Here is a 20,138-nt window from a genome sequence, read left to right as displayed (position 1 = left end):
TGCGCACTCGCGCGCCACGCTGACCGATAGAATCGCCCCGTTTGTTATCGCAGAGCGACGGGGCGGTCCGCCTCAACGCATCTGCAGAACGATCACATTGCTGCTGGCCGGATTCGTCCGCTCGCGAAGATGTTTCACCTCATCTGCACTCACCGCCCCGCCGCGGTTGCCCCACGACGTCCGGACGAAGGTCAGCACGTCCGCGATCTCCTGATCCGAGAGCTGCTTGCGAAACGGTGGCATTCGATAGCTATCCGGAACCCCGCTCGCGACAACACGACCTGACCCGTTCAGCGTCACGTTGATCGAGGACACGTTCTTGTTTGCCATCGATGACGCGGCGCCAGCGAGAGGCGGTATCCACTGTCCCTGTCCGCGTCCGTCGATGCCATGGCAAGCACTGCACTTCGCCATGAATGTCTGCGCGCCAGGCACCCTCGACCTCTGGTCGATAGCGAGATGGTCGTTGGACGCTGCATTGTATTTCCACGGTGCACCATCTCGCGCGGAATCACCGGGCAGCGACTTCAGATAATGCGCGACCGCGCGCAAATCGTCGTCCGCCATGTACTGTGTCGAGTTGTTGAACACTTCGGCCATCGAACCGAACACGACGGCATGCGGATTCCGCCCCGTTCTGAGGAAACGAAAAACGTCGTCCTCGCTCCAGCGACCGAGCCCCGTGTTCGCGTCGCCCCGTAGGCTTGGTGCGTACCAACCGTCCAGTTCTGCACCTGACAGATAGAGCGCGCTGCTTTCATCCAGTGCGCTTTCATTCATCGACAACCCGCGCGGAGTATGGCAACTGCCGCAGTGACCAAGCCCTTGCACGAGATAGGCGCCACGATTCCACTGCTCATCGGACGATACTTTCGCCTGGTAAGCGCCCGACGCGGCGAATACTGCATTCCACAACGCGAGTGGCCAACGCATGTTCAGTGGCCACGGAATATCGCTACGCTTGTTTTCCTGTCGAACTGGATTCACACCGTGCATGAAGTACGCATAGAGCGCGCGCACGTCATCGTCGGAAAGCTTTGAGTAGGAAGGGTAAGGCATGGCCGGATAGAGCCGATGGCCGTCGCGCGCGACACCGTGGCGCAACGCGCGATCGAAATCCGACAGCGTATAACTGCCGATGCCGGTCGCTCTGTCGGGCGTGATGTTCGTCGCGAAAATCGATCCCATCGGTGTGGCCATCTCGAGGCCGCCCGCGAACGGTGTGCTGCTCGGCGTGCTGTGGCATGCGACGCAGTCACCGAGGCGCGCGACGTATTCACCGTGCCGGATCAGATCGGCCGACGGCACACCCGTATCAGCTGCACCGTCGAATGGGGACGCAGGTGTGCGGGTCACGAACCAAGCGACGCCAGCGGCCACGACAACACAGGCCGATAGCAGGATGGCGAGGATCTTCTTGAAGCAGCTTTTCGTCATTGTCTGGCGTTGCTTTCCGGGCAAGGTTTCAAGTGTTGAACGTGTAGCGCGAGAGCGGCATGCTGCGAATGCGCTGGCCGGTCAACCTGGAAACCGCATTGGCCACGGCTGGTGGCACGGCGGGCAATGGTGGCTCGCCTATCCCGCCCATCTTCTCGCCGCTCTCGATGATCCGGACGTGCACACGCGCCATGCGCGCAGGCGGCAGAATCGGATACATGTCGTAGTTGCGCGCGGTCGGTACGCCCTTTTCGTAGGTAGCCTCTTCCAGCAGGACCTCGGACAGCCCCAGGGCCACCGCCCCGTTCACCTGCGCCTGAACGATGGCCGGGTTGACAACGCTGCCCGGATCAATCGCCTCCCAGATATCGTGTACCTTGACTTGCCCTTGCTCGATCGACACTTCGGCGATCACCGCCGTCTCGGTGCCAAAGGCTCTCGCCATCGCTACGCCACGGGCTCGACGCGAGCCATCGCTGGCCGTGAAAGGCCCGCGCTTCCAGCCGCCCGACAGCTCGCCGACTGCATGCAGCAGATTCGTTAGCCGCTTGTTTCCGCTCAACATTCGCATCCGCAGGTCATACGGATCCTGTCCGCCCTCGTCGGCCAGTTCGTCCAGGAACGTCTCGTAGAAAAAGTCGTTCATCGAACTGCCGACGGAGCGCCAATAGCCGAGCACCATTGGAGTTTTCACATAGAGCCGAGCAATGCGGCGATCTGGAATCACGTAATGCTTGCCGACCAGCCCTTCGACAGCACTATCGTCGACTTTCTCGCCACGCTTGTTGCTAAGCGACTCGGTCGGACCTTCGGTTACTGTCACGGCCTCGATCGCAATGGGTATGCCGTGATCGTCGAGCCCGCCCCGGAAGCGCACGGCAGCCATTGGACGCAACGCGTCGCGCAGGAACTCTTCTTCCCGACTCCAAATGACTTTGACCGGACGCCCGACCGCCTTTGCCAGCTGAATCGCTTGCGGATAGACGAGCGCCGTGTCGTACAGGAAATGCCGCCCGAAGAACCCTCCCAACAGCGGAGAGTGGATGATCACCTTCTCGACAGGCAAGCCCGTGCGCTTGGCGACATCGGCCTGGAACATTTCGGGTGCCTGATTGGGAATCCACAGTTCGAGCGAACCATCCGCGTTGAACCGCGCGAGGGCTGACGGTGGTTCCAGCTGGGCGTGATTCAGATACTGGCTGTGATAGGTCGCGCTGACAACCTTCTTCGCGTGCTTGAACGCGCCGTTCGCGTCCCCCACGACTTCAGCGTCGTCGCCTGCGCCCGGCTCGTTGGCGAGACGCTGTGCGAATGCCGCGGTCGAGAAATCGGCCGGCATGTAGCGCACGGCAGAATTCGCCCCCGGCTCTCGCCAGTCGACCTGCAGCGCCTCCGCCGCGCGCTTCGCATCCCACCAGCGCTCGGCCACCACGGCGACCGCACCTGGCAAACGGTGAACGGAATGCACACCCTTCATCGCACCGACCTGCGCCTCGTTGCGGATCGCACCCACGGTCAGCCCCAGCCGAGGTGCGTGCTGGACCGCCGCCTGCAGCATGCCGTCCACGCGACTGTCGATGCTGTACATCGCCTTGCCCGTCGATTTCTGATGCACGTCCACACGCTGGACCGGCTTGCCGATCCAGTGGAACTGCGTCGGATCCTTCAGCTTCACGCTTGTGGGATCGGGCACAGGCAGATCCATCGCGCGCGATGCGAGTTGGCCGTAGTCGAGCGACCGACCGGATGCGCGATGGATCACCTTGCCCGGTTCCGTGCTCAATCCTTCGACAGGTACTCGCAGCTGCGCAGCCGCTGCCTGCAGCAGCATCTGGCGCGCCAGTGCACCCAGACGGCGCATTGTCGGATAGCTCGTTCGAACGGACTGGCTGCCACCAGTGATCCGCATGCCGGTGTCCATGACCATGTACTGTGCGCCGGGCGGTGCGTTTTCCACGATAAAGTTTGCGGGATTCGCATCGAGCTCCTCACCGACGATTTGCGCCATCGCAGTAAAGACACCCTGTCCGCCCTCCATGAACGGACTAAGCAATCGGATCGTGTTGTCCGGGCGGATCTCCAGGAACGCTGGGACGCGTGTGCCGGGCGCCGTGCCAGACACTGCGACCGCGGCACGAGCCGTTCGAACCGGAAGGCCGAAGCCAAGCACGAACGCACCAGCAGCAGTGCCCGCGCCCGCAAGTAGGAAACGGCGCCGGGAAATGTTCGTCGGCTCAGCGATCGGGAACGCGTCGCCCTGCCCGCGCGTATCGACTGTTTGCGTCATGCGTCACCCCGCTCTTCATCGCCTGCGGCAGGTGCTTTGCTCGCGACTGCGCTCACTACGGCGATACCTGCCAGCGTAGCCGTTGCGGCGGTCGCCACAGTTGGTAGCGCGGATGTGATCGGACGATCGACGTCGGCGTGCGCAACCGCAGCGCCCGACAGATCATTCACGGCCGCGTGAATCGCGTTGTATGTTCCGCAGCGGCACAGGTTGATCATCGCCGCTGCGATCTGCTCGTCAGTGGGGTGCTGCGTTTGTTTGAGCAGTGCCGTTGCAGCCATGACTTGACCGGATTGGCAGTAGCCGCACTGAGGAACCTGATGCTTAACCCATGCTGCGACGACGCGCTTGCCGACAGCATCCTCTTCGATCGCTTCGATAGTCGTGATTTTGCGTCCGACCACACCTTCGACGGGTGTGACGCAGGAGCGCATCAACGCGCCGTCGACCAGTACGGAGCAGGCACCGCATTGCGCAAGGCCGCAGCCATACTTGGTGCCCGTCAGGCCGAGCTCATCACGGATCGCCCATAACAGCGGGGTGTCGGCATCGGACTGGATCTCATAGGTCTTGCCGTTGATCTGAAGCTGCATGGCTCTCCCATCTTTTCATAAAACTGAAATTGCGAGTGCGGCCCTCTCGACTCGCACGTTGGCGCCGGCATACCTCGCAGATGCGGCCGATGCTAGCACCCAAGGAATTTGCAATTACCCCCTCGATACAGATTGACCCTATTAGAACCGCTCATGAATCTTGAACGTCCACTCGTGGCAAACAGCGGAGCTAGTTCAGTCTTTGCCACCGTAATGAATAGGTGGATCGCTGCTTGACGCTGGGTTCGGCACACGAACGGCGGAAATGTATTGACGGATATTCAGTCGGGGAACCAAAGGAGAAACCGGCACAGAATTGATTAGCTTCGCTCATGACTCCAATCACGTTCCGGGGAGTTTTCTATCGCGACTTTCTCGCTATCATTCAAATCCAACGTCTAACTACAGGCGTCCACTCACAGTCGTTTCAACCGACGCACTCGGTGACCGGCGTCTGGCCGCTTGGCTCAGCGAGGCTCGATTCGAACTGTGTCCAAGGCACTCCTGGACACGGAATCGGCCGAATATTCCCCAAAGATTCGCTCGCGCCTCCGGCGTTCCATGGCTCGAATTTTCCAGCCGGGACAACACACCGCAAGAACACGCGAAACCGGAAATCAGGGCCGATCGCTGTTTGCCGAACGACAGACTCGCCACTTGATAAGGAGAATGCAGTGACCAAGGTATGGTTCATTACCGGAGCCGGCAGCGGCCTCGGTGCTGGTGTCGCGAAGGCTGCATTGAAGGCTGGCGACAAGGTCGTAGCCGTCGGACGAGACACGGCGAAGATCGAGCGCTCGCTGGCTCATCTCACCAGAGATAGTCTCGCGACCGTCAAAGCGGACGTAACCAACGCTGGCGATGTCGCTGAAGCAGTCGCAACCGCCACCCGTCGTTTCGGTCGCGTCGACGTGCTGGTCAACAACGCCGGCTTTTGCCTGCTCGGGAACTTCGAAGAACTCGAATGGCAGGAAATCGAGCGTCAGTTCAACACGAACGTCTACGGCGTGATGCACGTGCTTCGGGCAGTGCTGCCCGTAATGCGCAAACAACGGTCCGGGCATGTAATGAACATCAGTTCCGGCGGCGGCATCATGGGATTCAGCGATGTCGCGGCCTACTGCGCGACCAAGTTCGCGGTCGAAGGACTCACGCTTTCCGTGGCGAGCGAAATCGAGCAATTCGGGATCAAGTCGACCGTGGTGGAACCGGGCATGTTCCGGACGGATCTCTTGGCCGACAGTAACGTCCGCTACACGCAGCCGTCGATTACCGATTATGCGCATGAGAAACCGGTCAATGCGTCCTGGTCCCGCATCAACGGCACCCAGGCAGGCGACCCCGACAAGTTCGGCGAGGCGCTGGTCAAGCTGACCGCCCTGGAAAATCCGCCACGGTTCTTCGCAGTTGGAAGCGATGTCCTGGACATCATTCGCGACGTCACGGAGTTACGTCGGAGAGATGCATCTGCTCACGAGGCGCTCTCGAGATCGACTGACTTCTGATTGCACCGATCCGACGGCTCAGTGCAAGCGGTCTGGCCCATTGCGATCGGCGACTGGTCGGCCGATACCGCTCACCGCCATGTAAATCAACTCGAGAGTCAGCCAGTCGACGTGATGGCTGATGTCGATCTCCCCTTCCATCGAGGAAACAAACCATGTCCGTAAAAGCTTATGGCGCGTATGCCGGTGACAAACCTCTTGAGCCCATGGAAATTTCCCGGCGCGTGCCAGGCCCGCACGACGTCTTGATCGACATCGCGTATTGCGGCATCTGCCATTCCGATCTTCATCAAGTGCGCGCCGAATGGGCCGGTACGCAATTCCCATGCGTACCCGGTCACGAAATCGTTGGCCGCGTGGCCGCCGTGGGTGTACACGTGTCCGGATTCCGCCCGGGAGACCTTGTCGGCATCGGTTGCATCGTGGACAGTTGCAAGCAGTGCGAAGAGTGCGATTCAGGCCTCGAGAATTATTGCGACGGCCTGACCGGCACCTACAACTTCCCGACTGCTGACGAGCCCGGCTGGACGCTGGGCGGCTACTCCCAGCAGATCGTCGTTCATGAGCGCTATGTTTTACGCATCCGTCATCCGGAAGAACAACTCGCCGCCGTCGCGCCCCTGCTGTGCGCCGGCATCACGACATATTCACCCCTTCGCCACTGGAACACCGGGCCGGGAAAGAAGGTCGGCATCGTCGGCATCGGTGGCCTCGGACACATGGGTATTAAGCTTGCCCACGCGATGGGCGCACATGTCGTTGCGTTCACCACATCGGAATCCAAACGCGAAGACGCTAAGGCGCTTGGGGCGAACGAGGTCGTCGTATCCCGCAATTCAGACGAGATGGCCGCCCATGTGAAGAGCTTCGATCTGATCGTCAACACCGTTGCGGCACCTCACGACCTCAACGCATTCCTCACGCTGCTGAAGCGGGACGGCACCCTGACACTCGTCGGCGCACCTGCGTCACCACATCCGTCGCCCGAAGTGTTCAATCTGATCTTCAAGCGGCGATCACTTGCAGGCTCGATGATCGGCGGCATTCCCGAAACACAGGAAATGCTCGATTTCTGCGCCGAGCACGGCATCGTCTCCGACATCGAATTGATCGGCGTCGACGAGATCAACGATGCCTATGAGCGCATGCTCAAGGGTGACGTCAAATATCGCTTCGTGATCGACAACGCCACCCTGGCCGCTTGAACGCGATGCCGCTGGTAGACGCCCATCAGGCTTCAGTTACTTCACATGACGAAGGACGCATCAATGAAAAAGCTCATCATGTTGCTTGGATTGCTTGTCAGTACATTCTCAGCAGTGGCTGCTGACATGTCCAACGGCGCCGACAACTTTTACACGAGTGACCGGATAGTTTTGCAGAAGGTCACGTTCAAGAATCAATACAAGATGGACATCGTCGGGAACCTCTTCGTTCCGAAGAACCTCGACCGTAGCAAGAAGAGCCCGGCGATCATCGTCGGGCATCCGATGGGCGCTGTTAAAGAACAGAGCTCGAACCTGTACGCGCAAAAACTGGCCGAACAGGGATTCGTCACGCTCGCTATCGACCAGTCCTTCTGGGGCGAGAGTGCCGGGCAGCCGCGCAATGCCGTAGCACCGGACATCTACGCCGAAGCCTTCAGCGCCGCGGTGGATTTCCTCGGAACGCGGCCGTTTGTTGACCGACAGCGAATCGGCGTGCTCGGCATCTGCGGAAGCGGAAGCTTTGTCATCAGTGCGGCCAAGATCGATCCGCGCATGAAAGCCATCGCGACAGTCAGCATGTACGACATGGGCGGCGTCAATCGAAACGGTCTGCGGCATTCGCAAGCCGTTGAGCAGCGGAAGCAGGCAATCGCCGCAGCTGCAGAACAACGCTATGTCGAATTCATTGGTGGTAAAACCGAGTACACCAGCGGGACAGTGCACGAACTGAACGCAAATACTCCGCCAATTCAGCGCGAATTCTACGATTTCTACCGCACACCGCGGGGCGAGTACACGCCGAATGGATCGTCGCCGGCGCTCACGACGCACCCGACATTGACCAGCAACGTCAAATTCATGAACTTCTATCCGTTCAATGACATCGAGACGATATCCCCCCGCCCGATGCTGTTCATCACGGGTGAAAACGCACACTCTCGGGAATTCAGCGAAGAGGCCTACCGACTTGCTGGTCAACCGAAAGAGCTTGTCGTCGTACCGGGTGCAGGTCATGTCGACCTTTACGATCGAGTCAATCTGATCCCGTTCGATAAGCTGAAGTCGTTCTTCCAGAAGAACCTCTAGTCGTCGAGGTTTGCGGCTTTCTGCGCCCGACAGTCCAAAGGCCACGCACCGGCGTGGCCTTTTTTGCGGAAGTAGTGGTTCGTCCACTCCCATACCGATAGCACGGCGGCTCTGGCCCCCCAACGCTGGCGTTTTCCCCGATTGATTTATCGCGAGCGCTCATAAGACCAATCACCCCCACCACCTTTATCGATTGTCCGCCTCACTGTTTAATACGGTCTTGGCTCCGTGACGCCTGCATCCATCGCACATGTCGGCCGTCGTTCCGGCACCCTCATTCCCTCTTCGCTTGCGGCGTTACGACTGAAATATCTGCGTGGCGATTACCCCGCGCCTGGCAGTCGTCAGATAACGAACAGGCCGCACCGCGGCTCCCATCCGCAGGATCCGTTACCGCAGCGTTACGCGTCATGCCGATCGGTACCGAGCAACCATTTCATCTCCACTCGTTCGCAGCCAGCTATGTATTCGCGAATCAACAAGGAACACCATGTCGACATTGACAGCGCAAACTGAAATTTCCGCCCGGCATATATGGAGTGCCGTCAGCTCGATGGCAATGTGCGCCGCGATGTTGATCGCCACGGAATTCATGCCGGTGAGCCTTCTTACACCGATTGCGTCGGACCTTCATGCAACCGTCGGGATGGCGGGTCAGGCGATTTCGGTATCGGGACTCTTCGCAGTGGCGACAAGTCTGCTGATTCCGGCGCTCACGGGCCGCTTCGATCGTAGAAACGTACTTGCCGCAATGGCGGTGCTGATGCTTGTGTCGCTCGCCCTTATCGCAGACGCAGACAATTTCGCAATGCTGATGGCAGCCCGTGCACTGCTCGGCATTGCAGTCGGCGGCTTCTGGTCACTCGCAACAGCAACCGTCATGCGGCTCGTGCCGGAAGACTCTATTCCGAAGGCGCTCGGCGTTCTATTCACCGGCAACGCCGTTGCAACCGCCTTTGCTGCGCCAATCGGCAGCTACGTAGGCGGCGTGATCGGGTGGCGTGGCGTATTCTGGGCACTGACGCCAATAGTTTTCCTCAACCTGATCTGGCTGTGGTTCAGCATTCCGTCGATGCGGCCTCAAGGGAACCAATCAGTTGGCAAAGTCATCGCCCTGCTCAAGCGACGCAATGTGGCATTCGGGATGCTCGCTGTCATGCTGACGTTCGGCGGTGCATTTGCCATCTTCACCTATCTGCGCCCCTTTCTCGAAACGTATACACACGTCGACGTCACGCAACTGTCGATGCTGCTCCTGGGTCTCGGGCTCGCGGGCTTCGTGGGCACCTACGGGGCAAGTTCGCTGATCGCCAAGCGCCTGTACCAGCTGCTCATGATTCTTCCGGTCGCGCTCGGCGCCGTGACCATCGGAATGCTTTCAGTCAGCCACTTGCTGTGGGCAGTGGCAATCGCGATGATCGCATGGGGTACGATTAATTCGGCGATTCCGGTTGCGTGGTCTACGTGGCTGACCCAAGGAATCAAGGACGAACCTGAAAGCGGCGGTGGCCTGATGGTGGCCGCAATTCAGTTGTCGATCATGGTCGGCGCTGAATTCGGCGGAGTTCTGCTCGACCACCTGTCCATCGCGGCAACACTGGTAGGCGGTACCGCATTGCTCGTGTCGTCGTCGTTGATCGTCGGTAACGGCGCCCGTTTGAAACCGTGAGGATGCGGCAGCACGAATTGTAATCGTGCTGCCGCATCGTCCTACAGTGAAGACGCCTGAATCCAGTCATATCGAGTGACAAAGCGGTCACGAATCGTCAGATACCGGTCCGCAGCCTACGAGAACATGTTGAGCGCGCTTGCAGGCTGTCGGCATGCGAAGCGAAGCAAATCGTGGCATCCCTCCTCAGTCGCACTAGGCACGTTACGAAGAAGCGATGCCCGATTCTGCGACCGCACCCCGGTGCGTTTGCCTCCCGCCTACAACCAGTGCAATGGCTGCAGCCGCAGTAGCAGTCGGCCGCCAGCGCCCATGCAATCCTCCAGCGCGTGTCGCTTGCGACTGAAGGGTTCTGACCGGGGCGTGGCGTCGTGACCGAGCGAATCGTATTCCGAGAACCGCATATAAAAATCATGACCCTACGGTCACGCCTGGGGGAGTGCGACCGGACCGCGTTGTGCGGCGCGCTGCCGGCCACGTCAACCGCGTTTTTGCCGACTTCAGCGGACGCTGGCGCTCCACAACTGCGGATTGAATTTCAAGCGACAACGCGGTGCCTGCGACGCAGCAGTATGGCCACGCCGGCGGCGCATGCGACGATTGCCGCGCTGACCATGAAAACCGCACGCAGTCCGGTGCGGCCGCCGATCCACCCAAGGGCCGGACTTCCCAGAGCCATTGCAACGTCGAGAAATGCAGTGTAAAGACCCATGGCCATCCCGCGATTCGTGGGCGCGATGCCATTGACTGCCTCGATACCGAGCCCGGGATAGACGAGTGAATATCCGAGGCCGGCCAGGGCCGCGCCTGCAGATGCGACAACGACGGTTCCCGCCATCGACATGAGCAGCAGCCCTGTCGCCTGGACGATCACGAACAGGGTAGCGACTTTCGCTCCCCCGAATCGATCGGGAAGATGTCCCGCCATCGTGCGCGCCGCGATCAACGCAAGACCAAAGGCGGTGAAGCCCGTCCACACCGGACGCCAGTGCATCTCGCTGAAGAAAAGCGAGCTGAATGCCAGGATCGCGCCGTAGCCAATGCTGGCGAGTGCCGCGCCCACGCCAGGCAGCCACACGGCCCTGATGATCGCGGCGAAGGACGCGTGTGCCTCGTGGGAGTGCGGGGCAATAGCGGGTATCCGAACCAGATACATCAATGTTGTCAAGGGCAAGAGTGCCGTTACCAGGGCGATCGCCGAGAACCCGAACGTCGTGTACAGAACAGTTCCAACCGGGCCGCCCAGTGCCATTGCGGTGAACATCGACGTTCCGACCCAGGCAATCACTTTTCCGGCATGCTGCCTATCGACGAGACCGAGCCCCCACGCAACGCCGCCGGTGATGATGAAGCTCTCTGCCCCGCCAAGAACCGCGCGGCCGACGAGCAGGATCGCAGCGGAAAGCACGGGCATACTCGAGAAATCCAGCGACAGCAGGTACAGCAAACCTGCCGCCACCGCGGCAAGCAGACCGACCATCACGCCACGCTTCGCGCCGCGCTTGTCGGAATAGGCTCCGGCCCACACGCGCGAGCACAGCGACGCGGCGAACTGGATGCCCGCGACGAGGCCAACGACAAACGAACCGAAGCCCAGATCGCCGCTCACGTGCAAGGGCAGCACCGGGAGCGCGACGCCGATGATGATGAAGCCCGCCAGCACCGCGGTCATCACGGGCGCCAGCGTTGCGACAACGGATCGCCCGGAAACGTCCCTGCAAGGTGAATCACCCATGCGACGTGCCTTTACATTTTGTAGCCGGGTTTCTTGTAAAGCGTTCGAGCACGCGCTTCGATGTCCGGACGATAGACCTCCTCCTTCCATCTGTCCGACGGGACTTCCTCGAAACCCACCGAGACTGATTCTTCACCGTAACCAAGGATCTCCATCACGTCGCGCGTGATGGCGTCCGCCAGACGTTGCTTCTGTTCCTCGGTTTTCCCGGGCCAGGCTTTGACGATGATGTGGGGCATAGCATCCTTCTCCGAAATTCGACGACGACCGCATGCGCGCGGCCGCGCTCAATAGGCCTGATTCGTGGGCCGGAACAGCACTTCGTTGATGTCCACGTCGTCGGGCTGACTCATCGCGTACTCCACCGCACGCGCGAACGCCGACGCCGGAATGGCCTGCTGATAGACCTGGTTCATGCCCTTCGCGACGTCCGGGTCGGTAATGGTCCGTGTCAGCTCGGTTGCCACCGCGCCCGGCGACAGGATGGTCGTGCGGATGTTGTGCGGCTTGACCTCCTGCCGCAAGCCTTCGGAAAGCGCGCGCACCGCATGCTTGGTCGCCGCATACACGGCGCCGCCCGGGCCGACCTTGTGCCCGGCCACGGACGACACGTTGATGATGTGCCCGCCCTTCTGCCGGATCATGTGGGGCAGCGCCGCGGCGATGCCGTACAGCACGCCCTTGATGTTGACGTCGATCATCCGGTCCCATTCGTCCACGTGCAGGCGTTCGAGCATCGAGCTCGGCATCAGCCCCGCGTTGTTCAGCATCACGTCGATGCGGCCGTGCAGGTCGACCGCGCGGTCGACCAGGCGCTGGACTGCGTCGCGTTCGGTGACGTCCGTTTCGAGAACGGCTTGCCGCCCGGCGCCGATTTCGTCGGCGAGCCGCTCCAGCCGGTCCACGCGGCGTGCGCCGAGCACCAGCTTCGCACCGCGTTTCGCCAGATGCCGCGCGGTCTCTTCGCCGAGGCCGCTGCTCGCGCCGGTAATGACGACGACTTTGCCATCGATGTTGTCGGTCACGATGCTCCTCTCTTCAGTTGCGCGCGCGTCACGCCGCGCGCCGTGAAAATACGTCCTTGAACACGGGCATCGCCGAAAAGACGTTCGGCCATCCCGCGTAGAACGCCAGTTGCGTCAACGTCTCGGACGCTTCGGCCTGCGTGAGCCCGTTGTCCATCGCACGGTTCAGGTGATACGGGATCTGCGCCACCTGGCCGTTGGCGACGAGCGCACTCACCGTCACCAGGCTGCGGTCGCGCGGCGTGAGCCCCGGGCGAAGCCACAAGTCGCGAAACAGCGCATCGGTCGTGTACTCGACCACGCCCGGCGCGACGACGCCGAAGTTCTCCGCGACCGTCCGTGCGCGCTGCGCCTCGGCCGCCTCGTTCAGCGGCAGCGGCGTGACGTCCGCCGGCGCGAGCTGATCGGGCCCGATGCCGCGTTCGTCATAGACGTGCTTGACGACGATCGACGCAGCGCTCGCGTTGGCCCATCCCGCGTAAAAGGCCAGGTGCGCGATCATTTCCGATAGTTCCGCGGGCTTCACGCCGTGATCCAGCGCGAGACGGACATGCAGCGGCATCTCGACGGTCTGGCCGCGGGCGATCAATACCGACAGCGTCACGATGCTGCGATCGCGCGGCGACAGGTGTGGCCGCTTCCACATGCCGTCGAACACGATGTGCGTCGTATATCGCTCGAAGGCCGGCGCAACTGCTTTCAAATCGGTTGAAGATAAGGATTCCTGCATGGTGTCGGTCCTTTTCATGTTGGTGCACGCGGCGGCGAGCAGTGCCAGGCCCGTCGCGGTGACGAGCCGCAACGGGCGGCAGCGGGCGCATTCATTGCGGTTCGCCGCTGCCGAGATATTGCTCGTCCGTCACCTTGTCCAGCCAGTTGACGTTCTTGCCGTCGAGCGCTTCCTGAATCGCGATATGGGTCATCGCGGTGGTCGACGTCGCACCGTGCCAGTGCTTGTGGCCGGGCGGGCACCAGATCACGTCGCCGGCGCGGATCTCGACGCGCGGCTCGCCGTCGCATTGTGTCCAGCCACAGCCGGAGGTCACGAGCAGGGTCTGGCCGAGCGGATGCGTGTGCCACGCGGTGCGTGCGCCCGGCTCGAACGTCACGCTGGCGCATGAGACGCGCGCCGGCGGCGGCGGTGCGTTCAGCGGGTCGATCCTGACCGTGCCGGTGAACCATTCGTCGGGGCCTTTGATCGAGGCCTGCGAGCCTGCGCGCTTCAGTTCCATGATGTCGTCCTCTACTGAAAAGGGTGCCGCATGGATCGTTCCAGCGGCCAGCCATCTCACTCTAATGACTCGCGATTCATGCGACTAGATGGCAAAATCGGCATAGGCCTATGCTTGGGTGCATAAATCAATGGAGAACTTCAACGATCTGGTCGCGTTCATGACGGTTGCGCGCGAGCGCAATTTCACGCGGGCGGCCGCGCAGCTCGGCGTCTCTCAGTCGGCATTGAGCCGTACGGTGCGCGCCCTCGAGGGACGGATGGGCGTTCCATTGCTGACGCGCACAACCCGCAGCGTGTCGCCGACCGAGGCCGGCGAGCGGTTGCTGGAATCGATCGCCCCGCGCTTTCAGGAAATCGAGGCGGAGCTGGAATCACTGCGCGCGATGACGGACCAGCCGGCCGGCAACGTCCGGATCACCGCGACCGACTACGCGGCGAACGAATACGTGTGGCCGCGGCTGCAGCCGCTGCTGCGTCGGTATCCGGCACTCAAGGTCGAGCTGGTGAACGATTACGGTCTGACCGACCTCGTCGCCGGCCGCTATGACATCGGCGTACGGCTCGGCGACCAGGTCGCCAAGGACATGATCGCGCAGCGTATCGCGCCGGACATGACGATGTCGATTGTCGGTTCTCCAGATTACCTTGCGTCCCGACCGTCAACGAAAACGCCTCAAGACCTGACGCAACACAACTGCATCAATCTTCGGCTGCCGACGAGAAACGCGCTGCTATCGTGGGAGTTGAGCAAGGGGCGCCGCGAATTGCAGGTCCGCGTCGAAGGGCAGTTGACGTTCAACAACGTCTATCAGATGGTTGACGCCGCGCTTGCCGGATTCGGGCTCGCCTATGTGCCGAAGGATCTGGTCGAGCCCCACGTTGAAACCGGACGCCTCGGCTGGGTGCTGGAGGACTGGTTTCCGACGTTCGTCGGGCACCACGTCTATTACCCGAGCCGGCGCAAATCGTCGCGAGCGGTGGAACTCGTGGTCGACGCGCTCAGGGCCGGGTATGCGGGCAACGCACGGTAAGTTGCCGAGTTAATCTCAGTGCGCGGGAGCCCGCGCGTCTTACTGCCGGCGCGGTGATCCGGGACGACGACACGATCGTCTATCCGGACGTCGAAGGCGATGCGCCAGCGGAAACCGCCGACACGCAGCCGAACGCGTGACGCGACACCGGTCGCGTGCGTGACGGCGTGACGGCGAAACGGCGCGAAAGCATCACGCCCGACGCAACGCCCCACGTCGATCGCCCGCGCCCCCGCGCCCCCGCAACGCTGCCCGCTTTGCGCCGCCGCGATCCTGCATTACCATCTGGCGTCCGCCGCGCGTACCCGCGCGCCCCGCCACTTCTCCGCTTCCGCACCCATGCTCGCCCTCATCATCGTCGCCGGCCTGTGGGCCGGCCTGCAAAACGCCCTCGCGGGCGGCGGCTCGTTCGTCACGCTGCCCGCGCTGATCGTGTCGGGAATGTCGCCGCTCGCGGCGAACATCACGTCGACGGTCGCGCTGTTTCCCGGCCAGGTCACGACGGGCTGGGCCAGCCGGAACATGGTGCGCGGCGCGGGCAAGCTGTCGTTTCGCGCGCTGTTCGCGATCAGCGTGGTCGGCGGCGCGCTCGGCGGGCTGCTGCTGCTGAAAACCCCGTCGTCGATCTTCTCGCACCTCGTGCCGTGGCTCGTGCTGTTCGCGACGGTCGTGTTTGCATGGGGCAGCTTCTTCCGCAAGACCGGCGCCGGCACGCAGCATGTCGGCCCCGTCACGGCCGCGATCTCGCAGTTCCTGATCGCGATCTACGGCGGCTACTTCGGCGGCGGCATCGGCTTCCTGATGATGGCCGCGCTGACGATGGCCGGCCTGTCGCCGCGTCACGCGATGTCGACCAAGAATGCGCTCGCGGGCGTGATGAATGCGTCGGCGGTCGTGCTGTTCCTGACCTCGCCGCACCTGCACTGGCGCGAGGCCATCGCGCTCGGCGGCGGCGCGATCGTCGGCGGCCTGCTCGGCGCGTGGGCGCTGCACCGCGTGAACGAACGCGTGCTGCGGATCGCGATCGTCTGCATCGGCGCCGCGCTGACCGTGGGGCTGTTCGTCAAGCCGATCTGACGCACGCGCGCCGATCGCGCCAACGGCACGCATGCCGTCGGTCGCGACGAACTCGCCATCGATGGGCAGGCGCCCCGTGCGCCGAGCGATGGCGGGCAATGCGCCCGCCTCGATGTCGCGGGCGGATTCGCGGGCGCGGCGGGCGGCTTGCGCGCCCCGCTCGTCAATGCTTGCAGGCGCGCGCGTTCACCCGAACGGCCGCACGCCGATCAGCGGGCCGTGCAGGAACAACGCGAAGACGGCCCATACGACGAGTCCGGCGCCGATCGTCACGGCATCGCCCGACAGGCTGCCGGCCGGATAGCGGACGCCATTGCGACGATCGCGCGCGCGCCACACGACGAAATCGACCAGCGACCACACGAAGAATGCGCCGAACAGCACGACCGCGTGCAGCGTGCCGTTCGCGAGCAGGTGCGCGATCGCCCATACCATCACGCCGGCCACCATCGGATGGCCGACGAGCGTCTTGATGCGGTTGCGCGGCACGTAGGATGCGGCGATCAGCACGAACGCGATCGCGGTCAGCATGCCGGTGAGATGGCGAACGCCGACGGGCGACACCCACAGCAGCGTCCCGCCCTGGCGCGCGATCCCGTAACCCCAGATGATCAGCACGAAGCCGACGATCGACGCGATCGCATAGGGGCCCTTCCAGCGTTTCTCGCCGATCCGCTCGATGGTCGCGGATCGCCAGCCGTCCGCGACGATCCGAATCGAATGCACACCGAGGAAGATCGCTAAACCGAGAATCAGGACGAGCATCGGTTGTCTCCGTCTGGAACGATGAGTGGGGAATCATTCGCGCGGCTTTCGATGCGCCGTTCGCGAGGCCGGCGACACGGCCGGCGCGGGTCGCGCCAGACGCGGACGCGATCCGCGCCGATCATAAACGCCGTAGCCGCCGTTGTGAAGCATGACACACCCCCGGTTCTGCAAGGTTGATGCTTTCGTACATCCCGCGCGGGTGTCAGGAATCAGGCGCATCTCTCTGCGCCTCGTGAGTCGTAAACTCAGGACAACGTAAATCGTGGCGCGGCGACGATGGGCGGCTGACGCTACTGTTGCTTGCGCTTCGCCGCGGATTTCGTGGCCGGTTTCGAAACGGGTTTCGGCGCCGCTTTCGCGGACGGTCTCACAGATGCTTTCGCAGACGGCTTCACACTCCGTTTCGCCGCCGGCGTCGACGCGGCTGCCGTCTTCGGCTCCGCAGGCGGCTTCGGCGCCGTCTTCACCTTCGCCTTGCGCTTCGGCGCCCCCGCCAGCAACGCCGCACGATACGCGCCGCGGCACCAGTCGAACAGCGCGCCCGCATCCTCGAGCACGTCGGCCGGCGTTTCGTAATAACCCTCGAGCGCAACGGTGCGCGTAGGACGCTCATACGAAAACGGCCCCATCCCCGCCGCAACGAACGCGGGACGGTTCACGTCGTCGACGCGCAGGAACAGCGACCCGCGCGACATGAAGCCGAACATCACGCCGTCGAGCCGCATCGCGGCGCCGCTGAAGAACCGCGCGACCTCTACCTTGCCGAGCGGCGCCAGCCGGTACGCGATCTCCTCGCCGTGCGCCTTCTCCGATTGCCAGCTCATGCGGGCTCCGTGCAGCGCTGTGTCCACACGTCGAGTTCCGCGTCGTCGAAGCCGACGGCTGCCGCGCTCGCGCGGATCTGCCGCCACGTCGCACGATCGACCGGAATGCCGTCCACGCCGCGCGCGGCGCGGCTCGCCGCCTCCGGCTCGCCGGGCATCCGCACCGGCGCATCGCCCGCCTGCGGCGACGCCTTCGCCCATTCGACGAACGCATCGGCTTCGCGCTGCGCATCGGCCGCATCGAACGCGTCCGGATCGATCAGCACCGACAGCATCCCGTTGACGATCGCGCTCGTCTTCTGCAGCGTGTCGCCGTAGGTCGTATGCCCGCCGACCAGCGCGCCGCCGAAGATCTCGCACATCGCGGCCAGCGCATAACCCTTGTGCAGCCCGAACGGCAGCAGCGCGCCGAACGGCTGCTCGTGCATGACGGCCGGATCGTCGGTCGGCTGGCCGCGATGATCGATCAGCGACCCGGCCGGCACGCGCTTGCCCTGGTTGTACGCGACCCGCGTCTTGCCGTACGCGATCGCGCTCGTCGCGAAATCGAGCAGCAGCGGCGGCCGCCCCGCGCGCGGATATGCGGCGCAGAACGGATTCGTGCCGAAGCGCGGATCGGTGCCGTGCAGCGGCGCGACGAGCAAGTCGCCCGGCACGTTGACGAAATGGAACGACACGAGCCCCGAGCGCGCGCACTGCTCGGCCCAGTGCCCGATGCGGCCGAGGTGATGGACGTCGCGCAGCCCGATCGCGCAGATGCCCATGCGCCGCGCGCGCTCGATGCCTTCAACCATCGCCTCGAATGCGATCACCTGGCCGAAGCCGCGCCCGCCATCGATGGTGAGCACCGCGCCGCCGTCGCGAACGATCGACGCGTGCCCGTTCAATTGCAGCTGCCCTTCCCGCCACGACGCGACGTAGTTCGGGATCATCCCGATCCCGTGCGAATCGTGACCGGCCAGATTCGCGCCGACCAGGTGATCGGCGACGAGCCGTGCCTCGCGCTCGCTGCTGCCGACCCGCTCCCAGAGTGCCGCGACGAACGCGTGCAGCGGTTCGGCGCGCATGCGCAGCGGGTCGGTATCGGGGGTCGGCAGCGCGGTCATCGGCAAGGCTCCGTCAGGTCGGGTTGGATCCGGTCGGGTCGGGACAGACGGCGCGAACGCTCAGCGCGCGGACGCGATCACGTCCGCCACCGCCGCGGTCAGCTTCTTCGCGTACGGCACGTGCAGGAACTCGTTCGGGCCGTGCGCATTCGACTTCGGCCCGAGCACGCCGCACACCATGAACTGCGCGGACGGGAAGCCGGCCTGCAGCACGTTCATCAGCGGGATCGTGCCGCCGAGGCCCATGTACGCGCAGTCCGCGCCGAAGTGGCGGCGCGACGCGGCGTCGAGCGACGACGCGAGCCACGGCGCGAGATCCGGCGCGCTCCAGCCGGTCGCGGCGCCCGCATCCGGCTTGAACGTGACCTTCGCGTTGTACGGCGGATCGAGTTCGAGCAGTGCCTTCAGCTGCTGCACGGCCTGTGCGGCATCGACCAGCGGCGGCAGGCGCAGCGACAGCTTGAACGCGGTGCGCGGGCGCAGCACGTTGCCCGCGTCGGCGAGCGCCGGCAGGCCGGCCGCGCCCGTCACCGACAGCGACGGACGCCACGTCGAATTCAGCAGCGCCTCGCGCGGATCGGTGGTGGTCGGCAGCACCGGCTTGCCGTCCGCGCCGCATGCCCACGGCAACCCCTTCCATACGGCGTCGCCGAGGATCGCGGCGGCCGCGTCGGCTTCGCGCACGCGGCTGTCGGGAATCTCGCAATGGAACACGCCCGGCAGCAGGTTGCCGTTCTTCGCGTCTTCCAGGCGCTCGAACAGCTGGCGCATCACGCGGAAGCTCGACGGCGCGATGCCGCCGAACACGCCCGAGTGCACGCCTTCCTCGAGCACCTCGACCTGCAGGTCGCCGGACACCAGCCCGCGCAGCGACGTCGTCAGCCACATCTGGTCGTAGTTGCCGGCGCCCGAATCGAGGCACACGACGAGCGACACCTGGCCGAGCCGGTCGCGCAGCGCATCGACGTACGGCAGCAGGTCGTAGCTGCCCGACTCCTCGCAGGTCTCGATCAGGCCGACGCAGCGCGGCCGTTCGACGCCCTGCTCGTCGAGCGCGCCGAGCGCCGCGAGGCTCGCGTAGATCGCGTAGCCGTCGTCCGCGCCGCCGCGGCCGTACAGCTTGCCGTTCTCGAACTTCGGCGTCCACGGACCGAGGTCCGCGCGCCAGCCGTCGAATTCGGGCTGCTTGTCGAGGTGGCCGTACAGCAGGATCGTGTCGGTGCTGCCCGAGCGGGTTGCGGGGGTTTCGAAGAAGATCACCGGCGTGCGGCCGGGCAAGCGCACGATCTCGAGCTTCAGGCCTTTCACCGGCTGGCGTTCGGCCCACTGCGCGGCATCGGTGACGACCCGTTCGAGATAGCCGCGCTTCGCCCAGTCGGGGTCGAAGGCGGGGCTCTTCGCGGGAATCGCGATGTAGTCGGTCAGTGCGTGGAGGATTTCATCGTTCCACTTGCGCTCGACGAAGGTAACGAGCTTGTCATGGTCGAGGACGGGGGTAGTGTCGACGGAGGTCATGGTGGGGTGCCTGGATAGGGCTGACGAAAAACCGGATG

General features: G+C 63.5%; 18 protein-coding genes and 1 pseudogene. 7 read left to right on the top strand and 12 right to left on the bottom strand.

Going from position 1 to position 20,138, the window contains the following annotated elements; genetic code table 11:
* Positions 1 to 72: 72 nt before the first annotated feature.
* Genes U4Y91_RS23035 through U4Y91_RS23025 form a run of 3 tightly spaced genes read right to left on the bottom strand, consistent with a single transcriptional unit; the run spans position 73 to position 4,317 of the window.
* A complete protein-coding gene (locus tag U4Y91_RS23035) occupies positions 73 to 1,437 on the bottom strand; it encodes a cytochrome c (RefSeq protein ID WP_321807010.1) in 1,365 nt (454 codons plus the stop codon).
* Positions 1,438 to 1,465: 28 nt separating this feature from the next.
* Positions 1,466 to 3,724: a xanthine dehydrogenase family protein molybdopterin-binding subunit gene (locus U4Y91_RS23030; protein WP_321807009.1), complete on the bottom strand. Its 2,259-nt coding sequence runs from the start codon at positions 3,722 to 3,724 to the stop codon at positions 1,466 to 1,468.
* Positions 3,721 to 4,317 (bottom strand): (2Fe-2S)-binding protein, encoded by a 597-nt coding sequence (locus U4Y91_RS23025; protein WP_321807008.1) that lies wholly within the window; start codon positions 4,315 to 4,317, stop codon positions 3,721 to 3,723. Before U4Y91_RS23025 ends, U4Y91_RS23030 begins: the two co-directional genes overlap by 4 nt.
* A gap of 674 nt (positions 4,318 to 4,991) precedes the next feature.
* Here U4Y91_RS23025 and U4Y91_RS23020 point away from each other — a divergent pair.
* The 4 genes from U4Y91_RS23020 to U4Y91_RS23005 all read left to right on the top strand — a co-directional run bounded on the left by U4Y91_RS23020 (position 4,992) and on the right by U4Y91_RS23005 (position 9,785).
* Positions 4,992 to 5,822 carry an SDR family NAD(P)-dependent oxidoreductase gene (locus tag U4Y91_RS23020; protein ID WP_321807007.1) on the top strand — a complete coding sequence of 277 codons (831 nt, stop codon included), beginning with the start codon at positions 4,992 to 4,994 and terminating at the stop codon, positions 5,820 to 5,822.
* 155 nt (positions 5,823 to 5,977) lie between these two features.
* On the top strand, positions 5,978 to 7,027 hold the full coding sequence (locus U4Y91_RS23015) for an NAD(P)-dependent alcohol dehydrogenase (protein ID WP_321807006.1): 1,050 nt from the start codon (positions 5,978 to 5,980) through the stop codon (positions 7,025 to 7,027).
* Positions 7,028 to 7,090: 63 nt separating this feature from the next.
* Complete coding sequence (locus U4Y91_RS23010) at positions 7,091 to 8,116, top strand: alpha/beta hydrolase (protein WP_321807005.1); 1,026 nt, start codon at positions 7,091 to 7,093, stop codon at positions 8,114 to 8,116.
* A gap of 490 nt (positions 8,117 to 8,606) precedes the next feature.
* Positions 8,607 to 9,785, top strand: a complete 1,179-nt coding sequence (locus U4Y91_RS23005) for an MFS transporter (protein ID WP_321807004.1) — start codon at positions 8,607 to 8,609, stop codon at positions 9,783 to 9,785.
* Positions 9,786 to 10,323: 538 nt separating this feature from the next.
* Here the strand turns inward: U4Y91_RS23005 and U4Y91_RS23000 are convergent.
* The 5 genes from U4Y91_RS23000 to U4Y91_RS22980 form a co-directional block, all read right to left on the bottom strand.
* Positions 10,324 to 11,520 (bottom strand): arabinose transporter, encoded by a 1,197-nt coding sequence (locus tag U4Y91_RS23000; protein WP_321807003.1) that lies wholly within the window; start codon positions 11,518 to 11,520, stop codon positions 10,324 to 10,326.
* A gap of 11 nt (positions 11,521 to 11,531) precedes the next feature.
* Complete coding sequence (locus U4Y91_RS22995) at positions 11,532 to 11,759, bottom strand: tautomerase family protein (RefSeq protein WP_321807002.1); 228 nt, start codon at positions 11,757 to 11,759, stop codon at positions 11,532 to 11,534.
* A gap of 48 nt (positions 11,760 to 11,807) precedes the next feature.
* The gene (locus U4Y91_RS22990) at positions 11,808 to 12,545 is read right to left on the bottom strand and encodes an SDR family oxidoreductase (protein WP_321807001.1); all 738 of its coding nucleotides are present in this window, start codon (positions 12,543 to 12,545) and stop codon (positions 11,808 to 11,810) included.
* Between the two features lie 28 nt (positions 12,546 to 12,573).
* Positions 12,574 to 13,275, bottom strand: coding sequence for a carboxymuconolactone decarboxylase family protein (locus U4Y91_RS22985; protein ID WP_321807000.1), 702 nt, complete (start codon positions 13,273 to 13,275; stop codon positions 12,574 to 12,576).
* Between the two features lie 91 nt (positions 13,276 to 13,366).
* Entirely contained in the window at positions 13,367 to 13,777 is a 411-nt protein-coding gene (locus U4Y91_RS22980) for a cupin domain-containing protein (RefSeq protein ID WP_321806999.1), read from the bottom strand.
* Between the two features lie 130 nt (positions 13,778 to 13,907).
* Here U4Y91_RS22980 and U4Y91_RS22975 point away from each other — a divergent pair, with 130 nt between their 5' ends.
* The 3 genes and pseudogenes from U4Y91_RS22975 (at position 13,908) to U4Y91_RS22965 (ending at position 15,887) form a co-directional block, all read left to right on the top strand.
* Positions 13,908 to 14,810, top strand: coding sequence for a LysR family transcriptional regulator (locus tag U4Y91_RS22975; RefSeq protein WP_321806998.1), 903 nt, complete (start codon positions 13,908 to 13,910; stop codon positions 14,808 to 14,810).
* Positions 14,811 to 14,836: 26 nt separating this feature from the next.
* Positions 14,837 to 14,950, top strand: a pseudogene (locus U4Y91_RS22970) (DUF488 domain-containing protein); the annotation flags it as partial.
* Positions 14,951 to 15,149: 199 nt separating this feature from the next.
* Positions 15,150 to 15,887: a sulfite exporter TauE/SafE family protein gene (locus U4Y91_RS22965; RefSeq protein ID WP_321806997.1), complete on the top strand. Its 738-nt coding sequence runs from the start codon at positions 15,150 to 15,152 to the stop codon at positions 15,885 to 15,887.
* A 186-nt stretch (positions 15,888 to 16,073) separates the two neighbouring features.
* Here the strand turns inward: U4Y91_RS22965 and U4Y91_RS22960 are convergent, their stop codons facing one another.
* The 4 genes from U4Y91_RS22960 to U4Y91_RS22945 form a co-directional block, all read right to left on the bottom strand.
* The gene (locus U4Y91_RS22960) at positions 16,074 to 16,652 is read right to left on the bottom strand and encodes an NnrU family protein (protein WP_321806996.1); all 579 of its coding nucleotides are present in this window, start codon (positions 16,650 to 16,652) and stop codon (positions 16,074 to 16,076) included.
* Positions 16,653 to 16,945: 293 nt separating this feature from the next.
* Positions 16,946 to 17,479: a TfoX/Sxy family protein gene (locus U4Y91_RS22955; protein ID WP_321806995.1), complete on the bottom strand. Its 534-nt coding sequence runs from the start codon at positions 17,477 to 17,479 to the stop codon at positions 16,946 to 16,948.
* Positions 17,476 to 18,585, bottom strand: a complete 1,110-nt coding sequence (locus tag U4Y91_RS22950; protein WP_321806994.1) for a malate/lactate/ureidoglycolate dehydrogenase — start codon at positions 18,583 to 18,585, stop codon at positions 17,476 to 17,478. Before U4Y91_RS22950 ends, U4Y91_RS22955 begins: the two co-directional genes overlap by 4 nt.
* Before the next feature lie 60 nt (positions 18,586 to 18,645).
* Complete coding sequence (locus U4Y91_RS22945) at positions 18,646 to 20,100, bottom strand: M20 family metallopeptidase (protein ID WP_044847921.1); 1,455 nt, start codon at positions 20,098 to 20,100, stop codon at positions 18,646 to 18,648.
* Between the last annotated feature and the right edge of the window lie 38 nt (positions 20,101 to 20,138).

Origin of the sequence: Burkholderia sp. BCC1993, assembly GCF_905339865.1 — a bacterium.
Classification (GTDB): Bacteria; Pseudomonadota; Gammaproteobacteria; order Burkholderiales; family Burkholderiaceae; genus Burkholderia.
Note: the sequence above shows the minus strand (reverse complement) of the source record. Positions and strands in the feature narration are given on the sequence as shown.